At 75.4% G+C, this 24,375-nt stretch carries 29 protein-coding genes; 18 read left to right on the top strand and 11 right to left on the bottom strand.

What is annotated here, in order from left to right; genetic code table 11:
• Nucleotides 1-9: 9 nt before the first annotated feature.
• Genes H505_RS0114635 through H505_RS41845 form a run of 3 tightly spaced genes read left to right on the top strand, consistent with a single transcriptional unit; the run spans nt 10 to nt 2,623 of the window.
• Nucleotides 10-411, top strand: a complete 402-nt coding sequence (locus H505_RS0114635) for a cytidine deaminase (RefSeq protein ID WP_026402606.1) — start codon at nt 10-12, stop codon at nt 409-411.
• Between the two features lie 22 nt (nt 412-433).
• Nucleotides 434-1,708, top strand: a complete 1,275-nt coding sequence (locus tag H505_RS0114630; protein WP_026402605.1) for a thymidine phosphorylase — start codon at nt 434-436, stop codon at nt 1,706-1,708.
• Nucleotides 1,709-1,744: 36 nt separating this feature from the next.
• Entirely contained in the window at nt 1,745-2,623 is an 879-nt protein-coding gene (locus tag H505_RS41845) for a DMT family transporter (RefSeq protein ID WP_051300678.1), read from the top strand.
• On the opposite strand, the gene H505_RS41840 is transcribed toward H505_RS41845, so the two are convergent.
• Both H505_RS41840 and H505_RS0114615 read right to left on the bottom strand, forming a co-directional pair.
• A complete protein-coding gene (locus H505_RS41840; protein ID WP_051300676.1) occupies nt 2,596-3,831 on the bottom strand; it encodes a glycosyltransferase in 1,236 nt (411 codons plus the stop codon). The two genes, H505_RS41845 and H505_RS41840, sit on opposite strands and share 28 nt — an antisense overlap.
• Entirely contained in the window at nt 3,828-4,694 is an 867-nt protein-coding gene (locus H505_RS0114615; RefSeq protein WP_026402604.1) for a DMT family transporter, read from the bottom strand. The genes H505_RS41840 and H505_RS0114615 overlap by 4 nt, the downstream gene beginning before the upstream one ends.
• Nucleotides 4,695-4,784: 90 nt before the next feature.
• Between H505_RS0114615 and H505_RS0114610 the strand changes: the two genes are divergently transcribed.
• Nucleotides 4,785-5,393: a class I SAM-dependent methyltransferase gene (locus tag H505_RS0114610; protein WP_026402603.1), complete on the top strand. Its 609-nt coding sequence runs from the start codon at nt 4,785-4,787 to the stop codon at nt 5,391-5,393.
• A gap of 1 nt (nt 5,394) precedes the next feature.
• Here the strand turns inward: H505_RS0114610 and H505_RS52370 are convergent, their stop codons facing one another.
• Complete coding sequence (locus H505_RS52370; protein ID WP_281173442.1) at nt 5,395-5,517, bottom strand: hypothetical protein; 123 nt, start codon at nt 5,515-5,517, stop codon at nt 5,395-5,397.
• A gap of 201 nt (nt 5,518-5,718) precedes the next feature.
• Here H505_RS52370 and H505_RS0114600 point away from each other — a divergent pair, with 201 nt between their 5' ends.
• On the top strand, nt 5,719-6,060 hold the full coding sequence (locus tag H505_RS0114600; protein ID WP_026402602.1) for a hypothetical protein: 342 nt from the start codon (nt 5,719-5,721) through the stop codon (nt 6,058-6,060).
• A gap of 114 nt (nt 6,061-6,174) precedes the next feature.
• Nucleotides 6,175-6,666 carry a WapI family immunity protein gene (locus H505_RS0114595; protein ID WP_026402601.1) on the top strand — a complete coding sequence of 164 codons (492 nt, stop codon included), beginning with the start codon at nt 6,175-6,177 and terminating at the stop codon, nt 6,664-6,666.
• 13 nt (nt 6,667-6,679) lie between these two features.
• Here the strand turns inward: H505_RS0114595 and H505_RS0114590 are convergent, their stop codons facing one another.
• Together H505_RS0114590 and H505_RS0114585 are read right to left on the bottom strand one after the other, a co-directional pair.
• Nucleotides 6,680-7,228: a hypothetical protein gene (locus tag H505_RS0114590; protein WP_026402600.1), complete on the bottom strand. Its 549-nt coding sequence runs from the start codon at nt 7,226-7,228 to the stop codon at nt 6,680-6,682.
• Nucleotides 7,229-7,302: 74 nt separating this feature from the next.
• Nucleotides 7,303-7,737, bottom strand: a complete 435-nt coding sequence (locus tag H505_RS0114585) for a nuclear transport factor 2 family protein (protein WP_026402599.1) — start codon at nt 7,735-7,737, stop codon at nt 7,303-7,305.
• 109 nt (nt 7,738-7,846) lie between these two features.
• On the opposite strand from H505_RS0114585, the gene H505_RS41835 reads away from it, so the two are divergent.
• The 5 genes from H505_RS41835 (at nt 7,847) to H505_RS0114560 (ending at nt 13,120) form a co-directional block, all read left to right on the top strand.
• Nucleotides 7,847-8,623, top strand: coding sequence for an isocitrate lyase/PEP mutase family protein (locus tag H505_RS41835; RefSeq protein WP_034517947.1), 777 nt, complete (start codon nt 7,847-7,849; stop codon nt 8,621-8,623).
• Between the two features lie 96 nt (nt 8,624-8,719).
• Entirely contained in the window at nt 8,720-9,430 is a 711-nt protein-coding gene (locus H505_RS41830) for a TetR/AcrR family transcriptional regulator (protein WP_245592517.1), read from the top strand.
• 181 nt (nt 9,431-9,611) lie between these two features.
• The gene (locus H505_RS0114570) at nt 9,612-10,577 is read left to right on the top strand and encodes an ABC transporter ATP-binding protein (RefSeq protein WP_034517945.1); all 966 of its coding nucleotides are present in this window, start codon (nt 9,612-9,614) and stop codon (nt 10,575-10,577) included.
• Nucleotides 10,574-12,223, top strand: coding sequence for an ABC transporter permease (locus H505_RS0114565; RefSeq protein WP_026402597.1), 1,650 nt, complete (start codon nt 10,574-10,576; stop codon nt 12,221-12,223). Before H505_RS0114570 ends, H505_RS0114565 begins: the two co-directional genes overlap by 4 nt.
• Nucleotides 12,224-12,442: 219 nt before the next feature.
• The gene (locus tag H505_RS0114560; RefSeq protein WP_026402596.1) at nt 12,443-13,120 is read left to right on the top strand and encodes a response regulator transcription factor; all 678 of its coding nucleotides are present in this window, start codon (nt 12,443-12,445) and stop codon (nt 13,118-13,120) included.
• 41 nt (nt 13,121-13,161) lie between these two features.
• Here H505_RS0114560 and H505_RS0114555 read toward each other — a convergent pair whose 3' ends face one another.
• Complete coding sequence (locus H505_RS0114555) at nt 13,162-13,653, bottom strand: hypothetical protein (RefSeq protein ID WP_026402595.1); 492 nt, start codon at nt 13,651-13,653, stop codon at nt 13,162-13,164.
• Nucleotides 13,654-13,680: 27 nt separating this feature from the next.
• Here H505_RS0114555 and H505_RS41825 point away from each other — a divergent pair, with 27 nt between their 5' ends.
• Nucleotides 13,681-15,018 carry a HAMP domain-containing sensor histidine kinase gene (locus tag H505_RS41825; protein ID WP_245592516.1) on the top strand — a complete coding sequence of 446 codons (1,338 nt, stop codon included), beginning with the start codon at nt 13,681-13,683 and terminating at the stop codon, nt 15,016-15,018.
• A gap of 140 nt (nt 15,019-15,158) precedes the next feature.
• Here H505_RS41825 and H505_RS0114545 read toward each other — a convergent pair whose 3' ends face one another.
• Nucleotides 15,159-15,740 carry a DUF305 domain-containing protein gene (locus H505_RS0114545; protein WP_199747645.1) on the bottom strand — a complete coding sequence of 194 codons (582 nt, stop codon included), beginning with the start codon at nt 15,738-15,740 and terminating at the stop codon, nt 15,159-15,161.
• The gene (locus tag H505_RS41820; RefSeq protein WP_245592515.1) at nt 15,737-16,429 is read right to left on the bottom strand and encodes a lytic polysaccharide monooxygenase; all 693 of its coding nucleotides are present in this window, start codon (nt 16,427-16,429) and stop codon (nt 15,737-15,739) included. The genes H505_RS0114545 and H505_RS41820 overlap by 4 nt, the downstream gene beginning before the upstream one ends.
• A gap of 394 nt (nt 16,430-16,823) precedes the next feature.
• Between H505_RS41820 and H505_RS47650 the strand changes: the two genes are divergently transcribed.
• The 4 genes from H505_RS47650 to H505_RS0114520 all read left to right on the top strand — a co-directional run bounded on the left by H505_RS47650 (nt 16,824) and on the right by H505_RS0114520 (nt 19,919).
• Nucleotides 16,824-18,293: a protein kinase domain-containing protein gene (locus tag H505_RS47650; RefSeq protein ID WP_051300671.1), complete on the top strand. Its 1,470-nt coding sequence runs from the start codon at nt 16,824-16,826 to the stop codon at nt 18,291-18,293.
• 47 nt (nt 18,294-18,340) lie between these two features.
• Nucleotides 18,341-19,075 (top strand): DUF6882 domain-containing protein, encoded by a 735-nt coding sequence (locus H505_RS0114530; protein WP_026402593.1) that lies wholly within the window; start codon nt 18,341-18,343, stop codon nt 19,073-19,075.
• Between the two features lie 77 nt (nt 19,076-19,152).
• Nucleotides 19,153-19,479: a hypothetical protein gene (locus H505_RS0114525; RefSeq protein ID WP_157432996.1), complete on the top strand. Its 327-nt coding sequence runs from the start codon at nt 19,153-19,155 to the stop codon at nt 19,477-19,479.
• A gap of 77 nt (nt 19,480-19,556) precedes the next feature.
• Entirely contained in the window at nt 19,557-19,919 is a 363-nt protein-coding gene (locus H505_RS0114520; protein ID WP_026402591.1) for a cupin domain-containing protein, read from the top strand.
• A gap of 54 nt (nt 19,920-19,973) precedes the next feature.
• On the opposite strand, the gene H505_RS0114515 is transcribed toward H505_RS0114520, so the two are convergent.
• The gene (locus H505_RS0114515) at nt 19,974-20,549 is read right to left on the bottom strand and encodes a TetR/AcrR family transcriptional regulator (RefSeq protein ID WP_026402590.1); all 576 of its coding nucleotides are present in this window, start codon (nt 20,547-20,549) and stop codon (nt 19,974-19,976) included.
• Between the two features lie 139 nt (nt 20,550-20,688).
• On the opposite strand from H505_RS0114515, the gene H505_RS0114510 reads away from it, so the two are divergent.
• Entirely contained in the window at nt 20,689-21,708 is a 1,020-nt protein-coding gene (locus tag H505_RS0114510; protein ID WP_026402589.1) for an aldo/keto reductase, read from the top strand.
• A 23-nt stretch (nt 21,709-21,731) separates the two neighbouring features.
• Here the strand turns inward: H505_RS0114510 and H505_RS0114505 are convergent, their stop codons facing one another.
• A complete protein-coding gene (locus H505_RS0114505; RefSeq protein ID WP_026402588.1) occupies nt 21,732-22,712 on the bottom strand; it encodes an NAD(P)-dependent alcohol dehydrogenase in 981 nt (326 codons plus the stop codon).
• 123 nt (nt 22,713-22,835) lie between these two features.
• Entirely contained in the window at nt 22,836-23,543 is a 708-nt protein-coding gene (locus H505_RS0114500; RefSeq protein ID WP_157432995.1) for a TetR/AcrR family transcriptional regulator, read from the bottom strand.
• 70 nt (nt 23,544-23,613) lie between these two features.
• Between H505_RS0114500 and H505_RS41810 the strand changes: the two genes are divergently transcribed.
• Nucleotides 23,614-24,369, top strand: coding sequence for a class I SAM-dependent DNA methyltransferase (locus tag H505_RS41810; protein WP_084550247.1), 756 nt, complete (start codon nt 23,614-23,616; stop codon nt 24,367-24,369).
• Nucleotides 24,370-24,375: the final 6 nt, after the last annotated feature.

Below are 24,375 nucleotides of genomic sequence, written 5' to 3'. Positions count from 1 at the left end.
ATGCGCCCCATGGAGATCGACTGGCCCGTCCTGCGCGGTGCCGCGCGGGAGGCGATGGAGCGCGCCTACTGCCCGTACTCGGGGTTCCCCGTGGGCGCGGCCGCGCTGGTGGACGACGGACGCGTGATCACCGGCTGCAACGTGGAGAACGCGTCGTACGGGGTCGGGCTGTGCGCGGAGTGCTCGCTCGTCTCGGCCCTGCACGGGCCGGGGAAGTCGGCGGCGCCGCGGCTGGTCGCGGTCGCCGTCGTCGACCGGAGCGGCGACCCGCTGATGCCGTGCGGGCGCTGCCGCCAGCTGCTGTGGGAGCACGGCGGCCCGGGGCTGCTGCTGGAGACGGTCCGGGGCGTCCTGCCCATGTCGGACGTCCTGCCCGACGCGTTCGGCCCCGACGACCTCGCCACCCGCTGACCGTTCGAACAGAGAGGACCACGTGGACGCCATCGATGTCATCCGCGTCAAGCGGGACGGCGGCGAGCTCGCCCCGGACCAGATCGACTGGGCGGTCGACGCCTACACCCGCGGCGCCATCGCCGAGGAGCAGATGTCGGCCCTCGCGATGGCGGTCCTGCTCAACGGCATGACGCGGGCGGAGGTGGCCCGCTGGACGGAGGCGATGATCGCCTCCGGGGAGCGGATGGACTGGTCGGCGCTGGACCGGCCCACCACCGACAAGCACTCCACCGGCGGCGTCGGCGACAAGATCACGCTGCCGCTGGCACCGCTGGTCGCGGCGTGCGGCGCGGCCGTCCCGCAGCTGTCCGGGCGCGGGCTCGGGCACACCGGCGGGACGCTGGACAAGCTGGAGTCGATCCCCGGCTGGCGGGCGTCCCTCACGAACGCCGAGATGCTGGACGTCCTGCGCGCGTCGGGCGCCGTGATCTGCGCGGCCGGGACGGGCCTGGCGCCCGCCGACCGGAAGCTGTACGCGCTGCGGGACGTCACCGGCACCGTCGAGTCGATCCCGCTGATCGCGTCGTCGATCATGTCGAAGAAGATCGCCGAGGGGACGGGCGCGCTGGTCCTGGACGTCAAGGTCGGTTCGGGCGCGTTCATGAAGACGCCGGAGTCGGCGCGCGAGCTCGCCGAGACGATGGTCGCGATCGGCGCCGACCACGGCGTCCGCACGGTCGCGCTGCTCACCGCGATGGACCGTCCGCTCGGCAACGCGGTCGGCAACGCCCTGGAGGTCGCCGAGTCGGTCGAGGTGCTCGCGGGCGGCGGGCCGTCCGACGTCGTCGAGCTGACCGTGGCGCTCGCCCGGGAGATGCTCGACGCCGCCGGGATCGCCGGCCCCGACCCGGCCGACGCCCTCCGCGACGGCTCCGCGATGGACGTGTGGCGCCGGATGATCGCCGCGCAGGGCGGCGACCCCGACGCGCCGCTGCCCGCGGCGGCCGTCACGCACACGGTGACCGCGCCCGCGTCGGGCGTCCTGACCCGCCTGGACGCCTACGGCGTGGGCGTCGCGGCCTGGCGGCTCGGCGCCGGACGGGCCCGCAAGGAGGACCCGGTGTCGTTCGGCGCCGGGATCACCTGCCACGCCAAGCCGGGGGACACGGTGACCGAGGGGCGGCCGCTCCTCACCCTGCACACCGACGACGAGGCGCGCGTCGCGCGCGCCCTGGAGGCGCTCGACGGCGCCTGCGAGATCGTGCCCGGCGGCACGCCCGACCTGCACCCGCTCGTCCTCGGCAAGATCGGCTGACGGATTGGGAACGGGCGCGGCGGGAACCGTCCCCCCGTGCCCGTCGCGATCCTCGCCGCCGTCCTGGCCGGCGCCTGCTTCGCCCTCGCCGGCGTGCTGCAGCAGCGCGCCGCCAGCGCCCGCCCGTCCCGGGAGGCCATGTCGGTGCGGCTCCTCGGCCGCCTCGCCCGGGACCGGACGTGGCTGTTCGGCATCGCGTTCGCCGTCGCCGCGTACGGGTTCCAGATGCTCGCGCTGGCGTTCGGCCCGCTGGCCCTCGTCCAGCCGCTGATCGTCACCGAGCTGGTCTTCGCGATCCCGCTGTCGGTGTGGCTCTACCACCTGCGGATGGGCGCCCGCGAATGGTACGGCGCGCTCGCCGTCGCCGGGGGCCTCGCGCTCGCGCTCGTCGCCGCCGACCCGCGCGGCGGCGAGCATCCCGTCCCGCTGGGGGAGTGGCTGCTGACGCTCGCCGCGGTCCTCGCCGCGACCGCCGTCGCCCTCACCGCCGCCCGGTACGCGGGCGAGCTGCCCCGCGCGTCGCTCATCGCGCTCGCCGCGGGCCTCGTCATGGGCACCCAGTCGGTGCTGCTCGCCGCGACCGTCGGCAAGATCGAGAAGGGGGTCGTGGCGCTGTTCGCGTCCTGGCAGACGTACGTGCTGGTGATCGCCAGCATCGGCGGGCTGGTCCTGATCCAGAGCGCGTTCCAGGCCGGGCCGCTCGCCGCCACCATGCCGGTGATCGACTCGACCGAGCCGGCCGTCGCCGTCACCCTCGGCATCCTGCTGTTCGACGAGCGGATCCGCCTCGGGCTGCTGCCGTCCGGCGTGACCGTCCTCGGGATCGCGATCCTGTTCACCGGCATCGCCGCGCTCGACACGTCCCCGCTGCTGCACGCGCTGCACCGTCAGGAGATCGCGCGCCGCCCCTCCTGACGTCCCGCCGTCTCCTGCCACACCGGCAGCAGGTCCTCGGCGAGCACCCGGCTCCACGACCGGTGCCGCCGCCGCGACGTCGCGAGCGCCGCGCGGCCCAGCGCCGCCCGGCGGGCCGGGTCGCCGGCCAGCGCCGCGAGCTCGCGGGCCCAGCCCGCCGGGTCGTCCCGCCGCACCACGACGCCGTCCCGTCCGGGCGCCGCCAGCCACGTCGTCGTCAGCGCCACCTCGGGCAGCACCACCGGCAGCCCGCACGCCATCGCCTCCGCCACCACGTTGCCGATCGTCTCGCTGCGGGACGGGAACGCGAGGACGTCGCAGCCCGCGTACACCTCCGCGAGGTCGTCCTGCCCGAGCCTGCCGAGCAGCGTGACGCCGTCGCCGAGCAGCGCCGCCAGCGGCCCGGCGGCCGCGCCGGACCCGGCGACGACGAGCCGCGCGTCCCGCCCGTCCGCGCGCAGCCGCCGCACCGCCTCGCCCGCCACCATCACCCGCTTGGACGCGTCGACCCGCCCGGCGAACAGGACGAGCGTCTCCGCGGCGCCGAACCCGTGCCGCGCGGCGAGCCGCGCCCGCGCCGCCGGATCGGGCCGGAACCGTCCGAGGTCGACGCCCCGGCCGAGCAGCGACACCCGGCCCGGCCCCACCACCGCCTCGACCTCGCCGCGCTCCGGCGCCGTCGCGACGAGCACCCGGTCGCACGCCCGCAGCAGCCGGTCCCGGCGCCGCCGGGCCAGCGCCGCGGCCGCCCCCGCGACCGCCTCCGGCGCCCGCAGCTGCCGCAGGTACGCGGCCGTCAGCACCGGCACGTCGGTGTGGAGCGAGCACACCATCCCCGGCCGTTCGGGCAGCCGCCCCGCCAGCCGGACGGCCGTGCCCGCGAACGCGAACGCGTGCGTCAGATGCCAGACGTCGTGCTTGCGCAGCCGCACCGCCAGCCCCGGGTGGTAGGGCGCCAGGTCCGTCGCGTCGACCCCGCCCAGCAGCCGCGCCAGCGGCCCGTCGCCCAGCATGGGACGCAGCGTGACGAACCGGACGGTGTCCGACAGCGGCTCGACCCCGTCCCGCGCGCCCAGCACGTACAGCGTGAGGTCGACGCCCGGATCGTCCCGCGCCGCCGCCTCCGCGAACCGCTCCCAGCACTTCACGTGGCCGCCCGCCCCGGCGTCGCGCCGCAACTCCACCAGGACCGCGACGGACGTCCTCATGCTCCGCGCTCCAGCGTCCGCTCGTACGCCACCGCGGCCTTCGCCAGCACCCACACCCCGACCGTCATGACCAGCAGCCCCGCCGCCTCGATCCCCAGCCACTGCGGCGCCACCCGGACCGTGCCGCCCAGCACGCCCAGCCCGATCGCGAGCCCCGCCAGCGGCTCCACCGCCGCCAGCGGCGGGTACGACGCCTCCAGCGGCTCCAGCTTGAACGCGCTCTGCAGCAGCAGCGTCCCCGTGATCGCCACCGCCGCCACCGCGTACGGCGACCAGTGCAGCAGCATGGCGACCGGCCCGTGGTCGAACAGCCGCCCCATCGCCGTGTCCGTCAGCGCCGACTGGAGCCCGAACAGCATCCCCGCGCCGACACCGAGCACCGGCGCCTCCTTCTCCGGCGCCAGGTGCCGCGCCAGCTTCACCAGCCCGCCCGTGATCAGCCCGACCAGCCCGACGATCAGCAGCCAGATCCAGATCGGCGCGTCGGTCGACTCGCCTTCCTCCGGACGGCCCGCCACCAGGAACGCCCCGAGCCCGCCGGAGATCGCGATCGCGCCGCCCCACTCCCGTCCGGTCAGCCGCCGCCGCTCCCACGTCGCGGCGATCGGCAGCGCGAACAGCAGCCGCGTCACCAGCAGCGGCTGCACCAGCGCCACCCCGCCCTTGCCGAGCGCCAGCGCGCTCAGGACGTTGCCGACCACGGCCGTCCCGACCCCCACCAGCCACAGCCGCTGCCGCACCAGGTACCACAGCAGCCGCCAGTGCAGCACCATGCCCTCGGGCGCGCGGGACGCCGCCCGCTGCTGGACGGCCGACCCCAGCCCGAACAGCGCGGCCGCCCCGAGAGCGAGCACGTACACCACGCATCGCCGCTACCCCGCCCGTCCGCTCGCACACCTGCGCCACCTGCGGCGCCATGCGTCCGCCCGCGCCGTGGCGTAAGGTCGACGCCCGTGATCGACGAGACCCGCAGCGCCTACGACGCAGTCGCCCCCCTGTACGCCGAACTCTTCAGCGACGTCCGGCGGCACCATCCCGTCGACCGGGCGTTCGTCGCCGCGTTCGCCGAGACCGTCGAGGGCCCGGTGGCCGACGTCGGGTGCGGCCCCGGCCACTACACGGCGCACCTGCGCTCCCTCGGCGCGGACGCCTTCGGCATCGACCTGTCGCCCGCGATGGTCGCCCACGCCCGCGCCGCCCACCCCGGCATCCGCTTCGAGGAGGGCACGATGACCGCCCTGGACGTCCCGTCCGCGTCGGTCGGCGGCGTCCTGGCCTGGTACTCGACCATCCACGCGGACCCGGACGACGTCCCGGCGATCCTCGCGGAGTTCCACCGGGTCCTCGCCCCCGGCGGCCACGTCCTGCTCGGCTTCTTCGCGGGCGCCGACACCCCGGTCCCGTTCGACCACAAGGTCGCGCGGGCCTACCGGTGGCCCGCCGACCACCTGGCCGCGCTGCTGCGCGACGCCGGTTTCGCGGAGACGGCGCGCGCGTCGCGCCGTTCCACGCCCGAGGAGCGCCCGTTCGACCTGGCCGCGATCCTCGCCCGGAAGAGCTGACTCAGCCCAAGAACGGCGGGCCGCCCTGCGTCGACGCCCACACCCACACGTAGACGAGGAACGCGACCCCGAGCAGCCCCACCAGCAGCGGCCAGCTGGGCCGGTGCACGCGATGCCTGGCCATGCTCACCACCTCCTCCGGGAGGGATGTCACCGCCACCGGAAAGCGACAATCCCCGACAAATGCAAACAATGGCGCCCAAGACCTCCGGCCGGCGGCGGGCGCCTGCGTTTGGTGATGCGGAAAGTATTTATTTAGTTACATAGCGTGAAGGTCGGGGAAGTCTCGGGGCGCACGAAGCAAACCCGACGAAAGGACTCGATCATGCGCAGGATCTTCGCGGCCCTGGTGCTCGCCACCGGGGCGACGCTCGCCGCGCTCGTGGGCCTCGCCGCCACGGCGTCCGCCGCCCCCGTGCCCGTGAGCCACCAGCACGCGCACGTCTGCAGCCATCACCGCAGCGGGCCCTGCGACGACAAGGGCCAGGGAAAGAACTGGGGCCACGGCAAGGGGCACGGCAAGCCCTGGAAGCACGACAAGGGGCATGGGCACGACAAGGGGCATGGCAAGGGGCACGACAAGGGCCACCACGGTAAGAAGCACCACGGCAAGGACAAGGGGCACCACGGCTTCGACTTCCTGGGCGCGCTCTTCGGCTGGTTCTGACCCCTGCCGGACGAGTGGTGCGGGCCGCTGGCCGAGGACGCGCACGCCTCCGTCCAGCGGCCGCCGCCGGGCCGTTCCGCGCCGGACGGACGGCGGCTCTGGCACACTCGGCCGATGCGGCTGATCGACGCTTCCGGCCACGGCGTGGAGTTGCGCGTCACCGGCTACCAGTTCCCCGACGACCCCGCCCGGCGGTACAGCTGGCACATGGTGGAGGGGTCAGCGACCTGCCCGGAGGGGGCGTGGACGTTCCGCTACCCCGCGCTGACGTGCGACGACTCGCCCCACGTCGCGGTCTGGCTGCGCCGCGCCGCCCGCTCGGCGGACGCGCCCGCGGACGCCGGGCCGCCCGCCGGCCTCCGCTTCACCGAGCCCAACCTCACGCTCGCCGTCGCCGGTCGCTCGTCCGGCCTGGTGACGCTGGACGTCGGCCTCGACCTCGAGTTCTCCCCGCCGTGGGACCACCGGCACCGCGCGGGCGACCCGTACGTCGTCCGGTGCCGGCTGGCGCCCCGGCGGATCGAGGAGGCCGCGGGCGACTGGGAGCGCGAGATCGCCCCGTATCCGAACGGTCCCGGCACGCCCGCCCCGGCCGGGGACGCGTGACGCCGGGGAGCCGTCAGTCCGGTTCGTCCGCCTCCGGCGCCTTCCCCGGCCAGACGGTGGTCAGGACGGGCCAGATCAGGCTGTAGACGAGCACCTTCGTGAGCGGGTTGAGCCAGACGAGCAGCGGCGCCCCCGTGCCGAGGCCGCCGACGAGCACGACGAGCCCGAACATCAGGGCGGCGCTCAGCGCGTAGGCGAGCAGGAACCGGAGCCAGGACGTCCAGGCGTCCACGACGGCGGCGCGCCCGTGGAGCTTCGGCGGGGGCGGCGGCGGATCCTCGCCGAAGCGGCGGGCGAACCGCGCGTCGGCCCACCGGACCGTGCGGTGCCCGTACACGATGGTGATGCCGAGGTAGGCCGCCGACAGCCCGTGCCAGACGGTCGGTTCGGCGCCGTCGCGGATGCTGAGGACGGTCGCCGCGAGCAGCACGACGTCGATCAGCGGGACGCACAGCAGCAGGACGCCGCCGAGCGTGCGCCGCCCGGCCGCGTAGCGGGCCGCGAGGCCGCCGACGAGGAAGGCCCAGAAGAGCACGTCGCAGGCGAGGACGAGATACAGCACGGCGGTCCCCCGGTGACGGCGAAACGATCTTCTTCTGGACCTTCCAGAAGATACGTCGGCGGCGCAGGTGCCCGCTACGCGGTGGTCGGCTGTCCGCAGGCCGCGGCGATGGCGGCCGGGTCCCAGTAGAAGGGGCGGCATTCGAGCATGCGGCCGTCCCGGACGGCGATCCACTGCAGGATCTCCGTCTCGACCTCCCGCCCGGTCGCCCGCGCGCGGAACCGGACCCGGCTGCGCACCACCACGGTGTCCCGGCCGCCCTGGTGCTCCTGCTCCAGGAACTCCATCGCCTCCCAGACCTCGCTGAACCGCGCGAAGAACCGTTCCATGCCGTCGTGGCCGCGCCAGGTCCCCGTGCCGGTGAACGGCAGGCCGGGTGCCTGGTGCAGCACCACCTCGGGGTCCAGCCAGGCCGCGACCGCGCCGTAGTCGGCCTTCCCGTAACCGCCCGCGGCCACGTAGGCGGCCTCGGCCGCGTAGATGTTCCGCATGACGTCCCAAGCGTCCATCGTCCGCTCCTCTCGCAGGTGACCCTCGGGGAACACCGGGCTCGCGGGTCCGGTTGCGGGACGCGACGGTTCGATCGGCGCCGAAACGATCCGGGCGTACGGTCGGGGCGTGAACTTCCACGATCTGCACCGCGGGGAGCGTCCGCTGCTGCTGCCGAACGCGTGGGACGTCGCGTCCGGCGCGGCGCTGGCGGCGGCCGGGTTCGCCGCGGTCGGCACCACCAGCCTCGGTGTCGCGGCGGCGGCCGGGAAGGCCGACGCGACCGGCGGCACCCGGGCCGAGACGGTCGCGCTCGCGCGGCGGCTGGCGCGGCTGCCGGTGCCGGTGACCGTCGACGTCGAGGGCGGCTTCTCGGACCGTCCGGACGAGGTCGCCGCGCTGGTGGCCGAACTGGGCTCGTTCGGGGTGGCCGGGGTGAACATCGAGGACGGGCGCCCCGGCGGCCTCGCCCCGGTGCGGGACCTGGCGGCGGTCGTTGCGGCGGTGAAGCGCGCGGCGCCCGGCGTGTTCGTGAACGCCCGCACGGACACGTACTGGCTCGGCGGCGACCGTCCGTCGCTCGGCGAGACGCTCCGGCGCGTGCGGGCCTACGCGGAGGCGGGGGCCGACGGCGTGTTCGTCCCCGGCATCGCGGACGACGCCGACATCGCCGCCGTGGTCGCGGCGGCGGGCGTCCCGCTGAACGTCCTGCACCTGCCGGGCCGCACCGACTACGCGCGGCTGGCGGAGCTGGGCGTGGGCCGGGTGAGCTGCGGGTCGCTGCCGTTCCGCGCGGCGCTGCACGCGGCCGTGTCCAGCGCGCTCGGCGTCGCGGGCGCGGCGCCCCCCGCGGACGTCCCGACGTACGACGACGTCGTGCGCCTGGTCGCCGCGGCCTCGTCCTGACCCGCCGCCCCGGGTAAGGGTGATGTCACCAGGGCGTTACCCAACGTGCGATACACGCGTATTGTGCATTGAACGCTTGTATCGGAGAATCGGGGCGTGACCGAGCTGCGCGAGCGGGACGCCGAGGACCTGACGGCCCGCGCGCGCATCCGCGACGCGGCGCTGCGCGAGTTCGCCGAGCACGGCGTGAACGGCGCGACGATCCGCGGGATCGCGCGGGCGGCCGGGGTGTCGCCGGGGCTGGTGCAGCACCACTTCGGCTCCAAGGAGGCGCTGCGCCGGGCCTGCGACGAGCACGCCGTCGAGACCCTCCGGCGCACGAAGCTGGAGGGGCTGCGGGGCGGGATCGGCAGCCCGGACTTCACCGCGGCGGCGCTGGACGAGGTACTGCCGCTCCAGCGCTACCTCGCCCGCGCGCTGGTGGACGGCTCGCCGGGGGCGGCCGAGCTGTTCGACGACGCGGTCGCGGTGAGCAAGGAGATGCTCGACGGCGACGTCCCGGGCCTGGCCCCGCCGAAGACCGCCGACCCGCACGCCTACGCGGTCGTCATGACCGGCATCACCTTCGGCCTCACCGTGATCCACGAGCACATGTCGCGGGCCCTCGGCACCGACATGCTCGGCGCCGAAGGGTACGCGCGCATGGCGCGCGCGATGCTCGACATCATCACCGACGACATCCTCGCCCCGGACGTCGTCGTGCAGATGCGCGCGAGTCTGGACCGGATGCTCGCCGAATCGGCCGGGCCGCGCATCCCCACGTCGGACGCGGCCGCCCGCAAGGCCGACTCCGACCCGCCCGCCTGACCCGCGCCCCCGCACCTCCGTCCGCCCGCGGCCCGGCCGGACGGTTCATAGTGCGCGCACGCGGCCGACGGCCGCACGGGCGGGACGGCCCCGCCGCCGCCCGCCGCCACGGGGCGCCCGTGCCCGGCACGGCGCGCACCGCGTGGACCCCCATCTCTCGCACCCGTTCCGAGGTGTCGCCATGACCGCACGTTCCACGCTCCCCATCGAAGTGTCCGGCCTGGTCAAGTCGTTCGGCCGGACCCGCGCCCTGGACGGCCTCGACCTGACCGTCCGCACCGGCGAGGTGCACGGCTTCCTCGGCCCCAACGGCGCGGGCAAGTCCACCACCATCCGCGTCCTGCTGGGCCTGCTGCGCGCCGACGCGGGCCGGGCCCGGCTGCTCGGCGGCGACCCCTGGCGCGACGCGGTACGGCTGCACCGCCGCATCGCCTACGTGCCCGGCGACGTCGACCTGTGGCCCAACCTCACCGGCGGGCAGGCCGTCGACCTGCTGGCCCGGCTGCGCGGCGGGCTCGACCGGGCCCGCCGCGACGAGCTGTGCGACCGCTTCGACCTGGACACCGCCAAGAAGGGACGCACCTACTCCAAGGGCAACCGGCAGAAGGTGGCGCTCGTCGCGGCCCTGGCCTCGCGGGCCGAACTGCTCATCCTGGACGAGCCGACCGCCGGGCTGGACCCGCTGATGGAGGCGGTGTTCCAGGAGTGCATCGCCGAGGCGGCCGCGGAGGGCCGCACGGTCCTGCTGTCCAGCCACATCCTCGCCCAGGTCGAGAAGCTGTGCGACCGGGTGAGCATCATCCGGCTCGGCCGGATCGTCGAGAGCGGCGCGCTCCGCGAGCTGCGGCACCTCACCCGCACCACCATCGAGGCCGAGACCGAGCGCCGCGTCACCGGACTGGACGGGCTGCCCGGCGTCCACGGGTTCACCGCCGAGGACGACCGGGTGCGGTTCGACGTCGACGCCGAGCAGCTCGGCCCGGTCGTGCGCCGGCTGAGCGAGTTCGTCCCGCGCACCCTGATCAGCAGGCCGCCCACCCTGGAGCAGCTGTTCCTGCGGCACTACGGCGACGAGCTCGCGGAGAACGGGGTGCCCGTCGAGGGCGCCGCGGACGGGCGCACCGCGCGCGACGGGGACGCGTCGTGACGGCCGCGGCGGCCGGCGCCGCGACCGCCGGGGCCGCGGCGGCCGGCGGCCCGCTCACCGGCACCGGGACGCTCGCGCGGTTCATGCTGCGCCGCGACCGGGTCCGGATCCCGGTGTGGCTGCTCGCCCTGGCGCTCGGCACGGCGGTGACCGCGTCGAACCTCGCCGCCACCTACCCGACGGCGGCGGACCGGCGGTCCCGCGCCGAGCTGGTGGACGGCCCGGCGGGCGCCGCCTTCAGCGGCCCCGGGCACGGCCTCGGCGACTACACCTACGGCGCGATGCTCGCGAACGAGATGCTCGGCTTCGTCGCGGTCTTCGCGGGGCTGATGAGCGTCCTGCTGCTCGTCCGGCACACGCGGGCCGAGGAGGAGGCCGGGCGGGCCGAGCTGGTCCGCGCCGGGGTGGTCGGACGGCACGCGCCGCTCGCCGCCGCGGTGCTCGTGGTGGGCGGCGCGAACGTCGCGCTGGGCGCGCTCACCGCGGTCGTCCTCGGCGGCTCCGGGATCGAGTCCCTGACCTGGCCGGGCTCCCTGCTGTTCGGTGCCGCGCTGACCGCCGCGGGGCTGGTCTTCACCGGCGCCGCGGCCGTCACCGCGCAGCTCACCGAGTACGGCCGCGCCGCCGGCGGCCTCGCCGGCGCGTTCCTCGCGGCCGCGTACACGCTGCGGGCGGTCGGCGACATGGGCGGCGGCGCCCTGTCGTGGCTGTCGCCGATCGGGTGGGCGCAGGCCGCGCGGGCGTACGTGGACGGCCGGTGGTGGCCGCTCGGGCTGTGCCTGCTCGCGGCGGGCGGCCTGCTCGCCGCGGCGTTCGCGCTGGCGGCGCGGCGCGACGTCGGCGCGGGCCTGCTGCCGCCGCGTCCCGGGCCGCGCACCGCGGCGGCGTCCCTCGGCACCCCGCTCGGGCTGGCGCTGCGGCTGCAGCGCACCGGCCTGCTGTGGTGGGCCGTGTCGATGGCCGCGCTCGGCGCCGTGTACGGGGCGTTCGCGGGCGACGTGCGCGACGCCATCGCCGGGAACGCGACGCTCCAGGAGTGGGTGGGCTCCCTGCCCGGCTCGTCGCCGGCCGACCGGTTCGTCAGCGTGATCACGTCGATGCTCGCGGCGGTCTGCGGCGTCCAGGTGGTTTCGGCGATGCAGCGGCCGCGGACCGAGGAGACCACCGGACGGGCCGAACCGGTCCTCGCGGCGGCGGTGTCGCGGACCCGGTGGCTCGCGGGCCACGTCGCGGTCGCGCTCGCGGGCGGCGTCCTGGTGCTGCTGCTCACCGGGCTGGGCGCGGGGGCCGCCGCGGCGCTGTCGGTCGGCGACGCCGGGCTGCTGCCCGGGACGGTCGGCGCGGCGCTCGCCCACGCCCCGGCGGTGTGGGTCGCGGGCGGCGCGGCGGTCGCGCTGTTCGGGCTGGCGCCGCGCGCGATGCCCGCGGCGTGGGCGGTCGTCGTGTACGGCGTCTTCGTCACCACGTTCGGCGGGCTGCTGCGACTGCCGGGGTGGATGACCGACCTGTCCCCGTTCGGGCACGTCCCGCAGTTGCCGGGCGCGGACCTGACCTGGACGCCCCTGGCGGGCCTCACGCTGGTCGCCGCGGCGCTCGTCGCGGCCGGCTTCGCCGGCTTCCGCCGCCGGGACCTCGACCTCCGCTGACCCGTTCGGGGGGGCGTTCGTACCGTCGTCTTGAGGAAGCCGGCGAACGGATAGGGCCCGACGGGCTCGCGACGGCCGTCCCGTCCGTCCCGTCCGTCCCGTCCGCCTACGCCCGGTTCGCCGACGGCTCGTCGCCGAGGGCTACGCCCCGCGCTGACCCTCGCGCCGGCCCGGCCGTTCCGACGCCGTGAACACGAAGGTTGTTCTATTTTGGCGGGCATGGCGACGGTTCTGTTGGTCGAGGACGACGAGATCGTCCGGCAGGCGCTGATCCACGAGCTGACCGACCTCGGGCACGCCGTGCACAGCGTCGTGCGCGCCCTGGACGCGCTCCGCGAAGCGACCGACGGCCCCGGCTACGACATGATCGTGCTCGACCTCGGACTGCCCGACCTCGACGGCGCCGAGGCGCTGAAGATGCTGCGCGCCGTCACCGACACCCCCGTGATCATCGCGACCGCGCGGGACGACGAGCGCGAGATCGTCCGGCTGCTGCGGACCGGCGCCGACGACTACGTGGTCAAGCCGTTCTCCGGCGACCAGCTCGACGCGCGCATCCAGGCGGTGCTGCGCCGCGTCCGGACGAACGCGCCGCCGGACGTCCTGGAGGTGGGCGGCCTGCGCATCGACCGGGACGCGCGCCGCGCCGCCCTGGACGGGACGCCGCTGCGGCTCACCCGCCTGGAGTTCGACCTCCTCGCGTTCCTCGCCGCCCGCTCGGGCCGGGTGGTGCGCCGCCGGGAGGTCCTCGCCGAGGTGTGGCGGCAGGCGAACGGCGACGACCAGACCCTCGACGTCCACATGTCGTGGCTGCGCCGCAAGCTGGGGGAGACCGCCGCGCGCCCCCGCTACCTGCACACCGTCCGCGGCGTCGGCGTCATGCTCACGGCCCCGTGATGCGGCCGGCACCCGTGCACACCTCAGTACCCGTGCACTCTTCAATACTCATAGACCTGCACGAGGGTCGGGTGGCCGTTCCACGTCGCGAACACCGCCGAGCCGTGCTCGCCGTCCGTCAGGTCGACCCGCAGCCACTCCACCTGCCGCCACTCGCGCACCTCGAAACCCTGCTCGGGGGACGCGGACACGAGCCGCGCGCCGTGCTCGCGCACCTCCAGCACCACCCGTCCCGACTTCAGCGCGAAGGTGCGCGTCCGTCCGCCGGACGGCGCCGCGGACCGTCCGGCGGCCGCCGTGGCTGACCGGCTCGCCGCGGTCCGGCTCGGCGCCGGCGACAGCGTCTCCCGCGTCGCGGGCGCCGACGCGGGCGCGTCCGGCGGCGCGGGCGGCCGCCCGGTGCGGACCGGCACCGCCGCCACCGGCGCGTCGCCGAGCGCCGTGCCGCCGACGGCGTGCTGCACGCCCCACCAGCTCACCGCGAGGCCGGCCAGCGTCGCCGTGCACCACGCGGTCGCGAACCGTATCCGCATGGCGGCCATTATGTCCGGGCGGCCGCGGTGAGGGACCGGCGTCCGGGCGGCATGCGCGGCACCCTCGCCCTCGTCGCGTTCGCCGTGACCGCCATGGTCGCAGTGTCGTTCCTGCTACCACTCGGCCTCGTGGTGAAGCAGATCGCCCGCGACCGCGCGCTCACGGGCGCCGAACGGCAGGCCGCGTCGCTCGTCCCAGTGCTCGCGATCACCGCCGACCCGGACGTCCTCGCCGACGCCGTCGCGTCCACCGAGGCCGGCGCGGACGGGCGGCTCGCGGTGCACCTGCCGTCCGCCACCGTCGGGACGCCGCGCGCCGCGCCCGCCGACGTCGCCGCGGCCCGCGACGGCGGCCGGGCGTTCGCCGCCGGGCTGCGCGGCGGGCAGGTGCTGCTGCGGCCGGTGGTGCGGGACGGCGCGCCCGCCGCGGTCGTCGAGGTGTTCGTGCCGGCCGCGGAGCTGTCCCGGGGCGTGACCGAGGCGTGGGCGACGCTCGCCGGGGTGGCGGTCGCGCTCGGCGCGGTCGCCGTCGCGATGGGGGACCGGCTCGCGACCCGCGTCGTCCGCTCGTCCCGCCGCCTCGCCGACGCCGCCGGACGGGTCGGCGCCGGCGACCTGGACGTGCGGGTCGTCCCCGACGGCCCCCGCGAGCTGCAGGCCGCCGCGACCGCCTTCAACACGATGGCCGAGCAGGTCGCGGGCCTGCTGGCCGCCGAGCGGGAGACCGCGGCGGACCTGTCGCACCGGCTGCGCACCCCGCTGACCGCCCTCCGGCTCAGCGTCGACGGCCTCGTCGCCAACCCCGGCGACCCCCGCCGCCTCCAGCGCGGCCGGGAGGCGCTCGCCCGGCTGGAGGGCGAGGTCGACGGGCTCATCGCCGCCGCCCGGCGGCCCCGCCCGCAGGCCGCCGGATGCGACGCCGCCGACGTCGTCCGGGAACGCCTGGAGTTCTGGTCGGCGCTCGCCGAGGACCAGGACCGCCCGCACCAGCTCATCGCGCCGGACGGCCCGGTGCCGGTGCCGGTCGCGCGCGCCGAGCTCGTCGCGGCGATCGACGCGCTGATGGGCAACATATTCCGGCACACCCCGCGCGGCGCCGGGTTCACCGTCACCGTGCACCGCGGACGGCACTCGGCGGGCCTGCTGTTCGCGGACGCCGGTCCGGGCATCGCCGACGAGGGCGCCGCGCTGCGCCGCGGGACGTCCGGCGCCGGTTCCACCGGCCTCGGCCTCGACATCGCCCGCCGCCTCGCCGCCGCCACCGGCGGAAGCCTCCGCGTCGACCGCTCCCCGCAGCTCGGCGGCGCCCGCATCCAGATGTGGCTCCGCACCGAACCCGCGGAACGAACCGAACGGTCACGCTAACGGGCCTTTCCCTCCGGTGCCGGAAATGGTGCGCGTTCACGGCGGCCGCCCCCGGAACCGTCCTCCGCAGTCCAGCGCGTCGACCGCCCGTCCCACCGACGGTGGTCCCCCGCGTCCACCGGACGCGGGGGACCACCGTGCTAGGCGTTCAGCAGCCCGAGCATCTGCTGGATCTGGTCGGTGCGGGAGTCCCGGACCCGCTGCGCGAACGCCTTCGCGTCCGGGCTCGCGCCCTCCGCCAGCTCCGTCCGCGCCATCTCGACGGCGTTGTGCTGGTGGGCGATGAACAGGTTGAGGAACGCCCGCTCGAACGCCGCGCCCTTCGCCTTCTTCAGCGCCCCGATCTCCTGGGCGCCGGTGGCGGGCAGCGCGCCGTGCGCCGCGTGGTGCCCGCCGCCGTGCCCCGCCTCCAGCGGCTCGGACCACGCCCGCAGCCAGGCGATCATCCGCTCGGCCTCCTCGGTCTGCGTCGCCTTCACGGCCCCCGCGAGGACGCGCACGTCCTCGCTCGGTGCCCGCTCGGCCGCAAGCCCCGCCATCTCGAGCCCCTGCCGGTGGTGCGCGATCATCATCTGCAGGAACATCACGTCCCCGTCGTTGTGCTCCGCCGCCGGGGTCGCGGCGCTCACCGGCCTGCCGTCCGCCTCGCCGCCGCCGCACCCCGCCAGCAGCAGCGGCGCCAGAGCGGCGGCCGCGATCAGCGCCCGGCGCCGCCCGTTCACAGCGGCAGCCAGAGGGCCAGGGTGTACTGCGACGGCTCCCAGCTCCGGATGGACCGGTGCGCCTGCCGGCACCGGTACTTCCCGCCCTCGTACGTGACGACGTCGCCCGCCCTGTACGCCTGCCCGACCTTCCAGGCGTCCCCGCCGTCGGACGGCTCCGCCGACGGCTCGGCGGACGGCCCGGTCGTGGGCCCGGTCGTGGGCTCGTCCGTCGGCTCCGGCTCGGGCTCGGGCTCCGGGTCGGTGGTGGGCGGGGTCGTCCCGGAGCCGCCGCCGATGTTCACGTCGACGCAGCTGTAGAACGCGTTCGCGGTGTCGCCGATGTTCCACACGGCGAGCACGGTCTGCCGTCCGGAGAAGCCGCTCAGGTCGACCTCGTGGTCGACGACCGAGCCCGGCTGCTCGTTGTTCCCGGCGAACGACGCCACCTGCTCGCCGCCCACGAAGTACCGCCAGTCGGCCGTGCGGTGCCGCGCGGTGACGACCCAGCTGAACGTGACGGTCGACCCGACGGACGTCGCGGGCCAGTCGCGGCTCTCGTCCGAGAGCACCGCGAACTGCTGGTTTCCACCATCGCAGCTCCGCAGCCCCTTCGGCCCCTCGACGCTCTGCGGCTCGTACTGGATCGGCCCGCAGCCGGACACCGTCCCGGTCGCGCACAGCGCCTGCCGGCTCGGCGGCGAGGACACGTAGCCGTGGGCCGACGCCGGACTCGCGACGAACAGCGTCGACCCGACGGCCGCCAGTCCGGCGAGGGGTACGCGACGAATCTGCGCATGGAGACCTTCCCAACGTGTCGTCCTAGGCCCGCCGGACGGCGGGCCGCGATTGCCGTCGGGACGCTAACGACCCCAGCCCTAAAGCCTCCTTAACAGCGCTCGAAACCCTCAATAAGCCGTGCGGACGTCCCGGACGGCCCCCGGGCATCGGCTCCGACGATCGCCGGTTCCGGGGCGATGGCGAGACCGAAAACTCGTCCCCGCCGCCCTCGTGCCGGGAGTGTCGGTAAGTTCGTTCCGCCGGGGTGCGGCCCGGCGCCGATGGGGCGGGCGCCGGGACGTGGGGCGAGGGCGGGAGGGCGTTGTGCGGAGCGGGCTGGAGCTGGCCGGGCGGTACCGGCTGGAGGCGCTGCTGGGGCGCGGCGGCATGGGCGAGGTGTGGCGCGGCGTCGACGGCCGGCTGGGACGGCCGGTGGCGGTGAAGCTGCTCGCCATGCCGGAGGGTACGGACGGGCGGCTGGTCCACCGGTTCCGGCGCGAGGTCGAGATCAGCGCGGGGCTCCGGCACCCGAACATCGTCGTCGTCCACGACGGCGGCGAGGAGGAGGGGCTGCTCTTCCTGGTCATGGAGCTGCTGGACGGCGACGACCTGGCCGCGGTCATCCGGCGGCACCCGGACGGCCTGCCGGTCGAGCGGGCGCTGCCGATCGCGGCGCAGGTCGCGGACGCGCTGGGCGCGGCGCACGGGCGGGGCGTCGTCCACCGCGACGTGAAGCCCGCCAACGTCATGCTGCTGCCGGGCGACCGCGTGACCGTGATGGACTTCGGCATCGCGCGGCACGCCGACCAGGTCACCGAGCTGACCGGCAGCGCGGTGATCGGCACCCCCGCCTACATGGCGCCCGAGCAGTTCGAGCGCGGCGACGTGGGCGCCGCCGCCGACGTGTACGCGCTGGGCGCGCTGCTGTTCGCGCTGCTCACCGGACGGACGCCGTTCACGGCCGACACGCTCCCGGTGCTGATCCGTAGCATCGTCCTCGAACCGGCGCCGCGGCTGCGGTCGCTGCGCCCGGAGCTGCCCGACTCCCTCGACCGGCTCGTCGACGCGATGCTCGCCAAGAACCCGGCCGACCGCCCCGCGGACGCCCGCACGGCGGCGGAGCTGATCCGCACGGCCCTCGCGTCCCCGCCGCCGCCCGCGTCGGCCCCGGCGGTGTTCCCGCCGCCGGTGCCGGGCGGGACCCGTGTGGAGACGGTGGCCGGCGTCGAGAACGGCGCCGCGGCGAACACCTACGTGGTGGGGGACGACGACGAGGTGTTCGTGATCGATCCCGCGCACCGGCTGGACGGCGTCCACCGGGTCGTCGGGCGGCGGGACATCGTCGCGGTCATCCTCACCGACGGCGAGCCCGTGCACGTCCAGAACGCCCGGAACGTGTCCGCCGGCGCCTACGTCGCGCTGCCGCGGGCCGCCCTCGCGGGCTGGCGCGCCCACTACGAGCGGCTGTCGACGCAGGTGATGGAGCCGGGGCGGCGGAAGGAGCTGCGCAAGCACCGGCCCGACACGCTGTTCAAGCGCGAGGAGGAGTTCGAGATCGGCGACGTCCGGCTCACGGCGATCGACGTGCCGAGCCCGTACCGGGGGAGCGTCTGGCTCTACGGCGAGGAGCTGAACGTCCTGTTCACGGGCTTCACGCTCCAGACGCCCGATCCGCGGCACCGGTACGAGCAGGGGGCGCTGCTCGCCCGGCTGCCCCCGGCGACGCGCGTCCTGCCGGGGTGGGGCGGGGAGACCACGGTCGGTGCCCTGCTCGCCCCGCCTCGACGGTCTTGAGGCGTATTCGTCCACGTCAGGTCCGTTCGTGCCACTAGCCTGCCCGCATGCCCGAAGTGATCACACTCGCCAATGTCCTCGACGATGCGGCGATCTTCTCCCTCGAACACCAGTTGCGCCTGGAGGAGGTCGTCGGGGAGCACAGCTGGAACGTCGACCTGAACGACCAGCGGTTCGAGTTCCGCGGGAGCCGCGACCTGGTCTGCAGCCGCGTGCACCTGCTCGGCAGCGCCGCGCCCGGGCCGGGGTCGTGGCTGTGGGCCTGGGCGAACCCGTCCGGGTACGCCGAGCCGCTGGTCGCCCACTCGGCCCGGGTGCGCGAGTTCGGCCGGCAGCACGGCATCGAGCAGTTCGCCGCCGCGGAGGTCCCGTTCGACGCGCTGCCCGGCGGGCCCGCCGAGCCGCGGTTCGAGCCGGCGCGGGTCGCCGGGGCGCTGCTGGACGCCGCGAAGGTCGTCTCCGGTTGCTGGACGCACTACCACGCCGACGTCGGCGGGGGGACCCGCGCCGCGTTCCTGATCGAGCACCCGGAGTTCCGGCTCCCGCCGCCCGAGTTCCCGCGCGTCATGCGCGTCCTCCAGCAGTCGGTCGCGGAACTGGGGCTGCGCGACCACCGCCGGGCGGTGCACAGCTACGCGCGGCTGCGGGGGCTCGGCGCGGCGTTCACGCCCGACCACGCCAAGCTGACGATCACCGGTGCGGACTTCACGATCGGGCTCGAGTTCGACCAGTACAACCGGGTCGCCGAGATCACCGCCCGGTCGGGCGCCGAAACGATCTGACCCTTTCCGCGGAATGCGCCGTCCGGAACCCGTCCTGAAGTCGATCTTCGTCGGTGCCGGACCGTACGCTGCGGCGGGTGTCGGATCCCCAGACCACGCGGCCGGACTTCCCCGGGACGGGCGGCCCGCCCTTCGGTGAGCGATCGGCCGCGGCCCCGCGGCCGATCGGTCCCGTCCGCCGCGTGCTGCAGGCGTTCGGCGCCATCGCCGGGGTGCAGTTCCTGGCCGCGGCCGTCGCCCTGCTGGTGCTGACGAGCTACCGGCGTGCGGCCGCGGACTGGCTGCTCCGCGCGCTCCTCCGCCACCTCGACCGTCCGGCGGAGGCGCCGTTCGGCGCGCCCGCAATGGACGGCGACCTGCGGGCCGCCGAGGGCGCCGAGGGGGTGCGGTTCCCGGTCGGCTAGGGATCTACTCGCGCTTTCTTGCGTGCGCTCCGGGACAGGAGAAACGTGGGAGGCGGTGATGGATAAGGGGGACCATCATGATCGAGAGCAAGAGCATCGAGAAGCCGGACGAGCGCCGCGACTTCCCCAAGGGGCACCTGGACATCGTCGAACTGCCGGGGCTCGTCTTCGGCAAGGCGACCTTCGAGCCCGGGTGGCGCTGGACGGAGTCGGTGAAGGACATCGCGGGCACCGACCTGTGCGAGGTCCACCACAACGGCTACGTCGTCAAGGGCAGGATCCACGTGGTCATGCGGGACGGCACCGAGGAGGAGGCCGGGCCCGGCGACGTGTTCGTGGCGGAGCCCGGGCACGACGCCTGGGTCGTCGGCGACGAACCGTGCGTGGTGTTCGACTTCGCCGGGGGCATGGACACGTACGCGAAGGCCGCGGAAGGCTGATCCGACCGGTACGGGACGGGCCGCGGGCGCCGCGGCCCGTCGTCGGCTCGCCGGTCAGTCGGGGCGGCGGAGGCCCGCGACGAGGAGCCCGACCAGGCGGCGCGCGTCGTAGCGGGGGTCGGTGTCGGCGCCGATGGACAGGTTCCCGACGCCGCGCATCAGCTGGTAGGCGTCAAGGTCGGAGCGGATCTCACCGGCGGCGGCCGCGGCGTCGAGCAGCCGCGCGCACACGGGGACGAGGCGGTCGAGGAAGTAGGTGTGCAGCGCCTCGAAGCCGGCCTGGTCGGAGCGCAGGGCGGCGGCGAGCCCGTGCTTGGTGACCAGGAAGTCGACGAACTGGTCGATCCAGCGCCCCAGCGCGGCGTGCGGGGACGCGGAGCTCTCCAGCAGCGCGGGGCCCGCCTCGGCGCACGCCTCCACCTGGTGCCGGTAGACGGCGATGATCAGGTCGGCGCGGGTGGGGAAGTGGCGGTAGATCGTGGCCGTCCCGACCCCCGCGCGGGCCGCGATGTCGCGCACCGGCGCGTCGACGCCGGACGCGACGAACGCCGCGGCGGCCGCGTCGAGCAGCGTTCTCTCGTTGCGCCGGGCGTCCGCGCGCTTGGGCCGGGCGCCCCGGTCGTCCTTCACCGTGCCTCCACTCCTCGATGCCGGGCTTGCTAAGCGGGACAGTGTTCCGTATCGTCAAACGGGACACGGTTCCGCTTTCTCCATGATGGCAGAGCGGGAACCGGCCGTCGACCCTTGCCCGCACTTGGAGGACCACGCCATGCAGTACCGCACTCTGGGCCGGACGGGCGTGCAGGTCAGCGCCCTCGCGCTCGGCGCGATGAACTTCGGCGCGATCGGACGCACCACCCAGGACGAGGCCACCGCCATCGTCGACGCCGCACTCGAGAGCGGCATCAACCTCATCGACACCGCCGACATGTACGGGCGGGGCGAGTCGGAGGAGATGGTCGGCAAGGCCATCTCGGGACGCCGCGACGACATCGTGCTCGCCACGAAGGCGAACATGCCGATGGGCGACGACCGCAACCGGCAGGGCAGCTCGCGGCGCTGGCTCGTCACCGCGCTGGACGACAGCCTGCGCCGCATCGGCGTCGACCACGTCGACCTCTACCAGATCCACCGGTGGGACCCGAGGACGAGCGACGAGGAGACGCTCGCGGCGCTGACCGACCTCCAGCGGGCCGGGAAGATCCGCTACTTCGGCTCCTCGACGTTCCCCGCGTACCGGATCGTCCAGGCGCAGTGGGCGGCCCGCGAGCACCGCCTGAGCCGCTACACCGCCGAGCAGCCCGCCTACTCGATCCTGCAGCGCGGCATCGAGGCCCACGTGCTGCCCGTCACCGCGGAGTACGGGCTCGGCGTGCTGGCGTGGAGCCCGCTGGCGTCCGGCTGGCTGTCCGGCGCGGTCCGGAAGGGCCGGGAGATCACCACCAGCCGCGCGACGTCCCTGCCGGAGCGCTTCGACCTGTCGCTGCCGCACAACCGGGCCCGGCTCGACGCCGTCGAGCGCCTCGCCGGGGTCGCCGACGAGGCGGGCCTGACGATGGTGCAGCTCGCGCTCGGCTTCGTCACCGCGCACCCGGCGGTGACCAGCGCGATCATCGGCCCCCGCACCCTGGAGCACCTGCACTCCCAGGTCGCCGCCGCCGACACCGTCCTGCCCGCCGACGTGCTGGACGCGATCGACGAGATCGTCGCCCCCGGCGTCGACCTCGCCCCGCACGAGAAGTTCGACACCCCGCCCGCGCTGCTCGACGCGTCGCTGCGGCGCCGCTGACGCCCGGCCGCCCGGGGCGGGGCTCAGAAGGCGACGGCGACCTTGCCCCGGGCGTGGCCGCCCTCGACGTAGCGCACCGCCTCGGGCAGGTCGGCGAACGGGTAGGTCCGGTCGATGACGGGCGTGACCTCCCCCTTCTCCATGAGGCCGGCGAGGAAGCCCAGGTCCGCGGCGTTCGGCTTCCAGCCCACGTGGGCGATGCGCTGCCGGACGAACGGGGCGACCGCGACCCCCCGGACCATCTGCCCGGCGGGCCCGAGCAGGCCGCGGCGCGGGGACGCGATGCCGCCGACGATCACGAGGGTGCCCCGGCCCGTGAGGGCGCGCCGCAACCGCCGCGTCGACCGGTCGCCCACGATGTCCATCAGCAGGTCGTAGCGGCCCGCCCGTTCGGTGAAGTCGGCCCGGGTGTAGTCGATGACGTCGTCCGCGCCCAGGGAGCGCACCAGTTCGACGTTGCGGGTGCTGCACACGCCGGTGACCTCGGCGCCGAACGTCCGGGCGAGCTGGACGGCGAACGTGCCGACCCCGCCGGACGCCCCGTTGACCAGGACGCGCTGCCCGGCGGCGATCCCGCCGACGTCCCGCAGCCCCTGCAGCGCGGTGTGCGCGGCCATCGACACCGCCGCCGCCTGCGCGAAGGAGAGGCGGGCGGGCTTGACGGCGAGCCGGTCGCGCGGGACGGCGGCGGCCTCGGCGAACGCGCCCATCCGGACCTCGCCGAAGACCTCGTCGCCGGGCGCCAGGTCGGTCACGGCGTCGCCCGTCCGCTCGACGACGCCGGCGAGGTCGGCGCCGAGGACGAGGCCCGGCTTCGGCCGCCGCAGGCCGGTGCCGAGCCGGACCAGGTGGGGGTGCGCCCGCAGGTGGCGCCAGTCGTAGGGGTTCACGGAGGCCGCCCGCACGCGCACGAGCACCTCGTCCGGGGCGAGGCCCGGCACGTCGACGTCCTTGAGGGCCAGCACGTCCGGGGGGCCGTAGCGGTCCCAGCTCCATGCCTGCACGGCGCCTTTCCTTCCGTCCGGGCGGCCCCCGTCGGGCCACCGTCGTACGACGTAAGGCTGTCGTACGTCGTAAGGTAGTCGTACGCCGTAAGGCGGTCAAGAGAGGGAAATGCGCGGAAAGGGTCAGGCGCCGGCGGTGCGGCGGCGCTCCAGCCCGTCGAGGATCAGGTCGAGCGCGAACTCGAACTCGAACTGGTCGTCGCAGAAGCCCAGCGTGGTGCCCGGATCGTCGTGGACGGCGTCCGCCAGCATCCCCGCGATGTTCGGGAACCGCTCCGCCATCAGAGCCGTCGCCTCCTCGTCCGGGGCTTCGGCGCCGTCCGGCCGGAACAGCTCCTGCGCGAACCCGAGCGCGCGGCTGCCCAGCACGTGCAGCGCGCGGTGCGCCAGGTCGAACGAGAACCCGCCCGCCCGCAGGATCCCGACGACGCCGTCGTAGAAGGCGATGACGTCCGGGCTCGTGGTGGTGCGGCTCTCCAGGACCGCCGGGGCCCAGCGGTGGCGGAGGAAGACCTCCCGGGCGGCGAGGATCCGCGCGCGCAGCGCGCCCCGCCAGTCGTCCGCCGGAGCCGGCGCCGCGACGCCCTCGACCGCCGCCGCGACCTCCCCGAGCACCACCTCGACGACGCCGTCGAGGACGGCCTCCTTGTTCGCGACGTGGTGGTACAGCGACATCGCCTCGGCCCCGACCTCCTGCGCGAGCCGGCGCATGGTCAGCGCGTCGATGCCGTCGCGGTCGGCGAGCTCCACGGCGGCGCGCAGCACCCGCCGCCGGCTCAGCGGCACGCGCGGCCGCTCGGTCAGCTCGTCGGCGTCGGTCCGTGGAGTCATCGATCCTTCCTCCCGGCGCACTCTACCCGTACACGGTAAGTCCCCTCGGGGAGCGTGGGATCGTGGGCGGATGGCACCGAGCGAAGCGGAACGTCCGGTACCGAGCGAAGCGGAACGTCCGGTACCGGGCGAAGCGGGATTCCTGGCGGACACGCGCGCGTCCTACGACGCGATGGCCGCCGACTACGCCGCCTGGATCCGGGACGAGCTGGCCGCCAAACCCCTCGACCGGGCGATGCTCGACGGCTTCGCCGACCTCGTCCGTCCCGGCCCGGTCGCCGACGTCGGCTGCGGCCCGGGCCGGATCACCGCGTACCTGCACGCCCGCGGCGTCCGGACGTCCGGCGTCGACCTGTCGCCGCGGATGATCGAGGCCGCCCGCGCGGCGCACCCGGACCTGCGCTTCGAGGTCGGCTCCCTGCTCGACCTCGCCCTGCCGGACGGCTCCCTCGCCGGGCTCCTCGCCTGGTACTCGGTCGTCCACGTCCCGCCGGAGCGCCTCCCGGACGCGTTCGCCGAGTTCCACCGCGTCCTGGCCCCGGGCGGCCACCTGCTGCTCGCCTTCCAGGCCGGGGACGGCACGGCCCGCCGGACCCGCGCGGGCGACCACGCCATCGCGCTCGACTTCCACTACCGCCGCCCCGCCGACGTCGCCGCCCTGCTCGCCCGCACCGGCCTGGACGTCCGCGCCCGCCTCGTCCGCGAACCCGACGAGGACGGCCCGTACCCGGAGAAGCACCCCCAAGCCTTCCTCCTCGCCCGCAAACCCCCCGGTCGGGCGGACGCCCCGGCGGATGCGGGGGACGGCGACGGGTTTCCCGGGTAGATTCTT

Origin of the sequence: Actinomadura rifamycini DSM 43936 (assembly GCF_000425065.1) — a bacterium.
In the GTDB taxonomy this organism is placed as follows: Bacteria; Actinomycetota; Actinomycetes; order Streptosporangiales; family Streptosporangiaceae; genus Spirillospora; species Spirillospora rifamycini.
Note: the sequence above shows the minus strand (reverse complement) of the source record. Positions and strands in the feature narration are given on the sequence as shown.

Bases quoted from the DNA above. Each gene is read 5' to 3' on its own strand.
- H505_RS0114555 (WP_026402595.1), bottom strand. From the start codon at position 13,653: ATGCGGATACGGTTCGCGACCGCGTGGTGCACGGCGACGCTGGCCGGC.
- H505_RS0114635 (WP_026402606.1), top strand. From the start codon at position 10: ATGGAGATCGACTGGCCCGTCCTGCGCGGTGCCGCGCGGGAGGCGATG.
- H505_RS0114570 (WP_034517945.1), top strand. From the start codon at position 9,612: ATGACCGCACGTTCCACGCTCCCCATCGAAGTGTCCGGCCTGGTCAAG.
- H505_RS52370 (WP_281173442.1), bottom strand. From the start codon at position 5,517: ATGGCCAGGCATCGCGTGCACCGGCCCAGCTGGCCGCTGCTGGTGGGG.
- H505_RS0114585 (WP_026402599.1), bottom strand. From the start codon at position 7,737: ATGGACGCTTGGGACGTCATGCGGAACATCTACGCGGCCGAGGCCGCC.
- H505_RS0114520 (WP_026402591.1), top strand. From the start codon at position 19,557: ATGATCGAGAGCAAGAGCATCGAGAAGCCGGACGAGCGCCGCGACTTC.
- H505_RS0114500 (WP_157432995.1), bottom strand. From the start codon at position 23,543: ATGACTCCACGGACCGACGCCGACGAGCTGACCGAGCGGCCGCGCGTG.
- H505_RS41840 (WP_051300676.1), bottom strand. From the start codon at position 3,831: ATGAGGACGTCCGTCGCGGTCCTGGTGGAGTTGCGGCGCGACGCCGGG.
- H505_RS41810 (WP_084550247.1), top strand. From the start codon at position 23,614: ATGGCACCGAGCGAAGCGGAACGTCCGGTACCGAGCGAAGCGGAACGT.
- H505_RS0114560 (WP_026402596.1), top strand. From the start codon at position 12,443: ATGGCGACGGTTCTGTTGGTCGAGGACGACGAGATCGTCCGGCAGGCG.
- H505_RS0114600 (WP_026402602.1), top strand. From the start codon at position 5,719: ATGCGCAGGATCTTCGCGGCCCTGGTGCTCGCCACCGGGGCGACGCTC.
- H505_RS0114530 (WP_026402593.1), top strand. From the start codon at position 18,341: ATGCCCGAAGTGATCACACTCGCCAATGTCCTCGACGATGCGGCGATC.
- H505_RS0114595 (WP_026402601.1), top strand. From the start codon at position 6,175: ATGCGGCTGATCGACGCTTCCGGCCACGGCGTGGAGTTGCGCGTCACC.
- H505_RS0114510 (WP_026402589.1), top strand. From the start codon at position 20,689: ATGCAGTACCGCACTCTGGGCCGGACGGGCGTGCAGGTCAGCGCCCTC.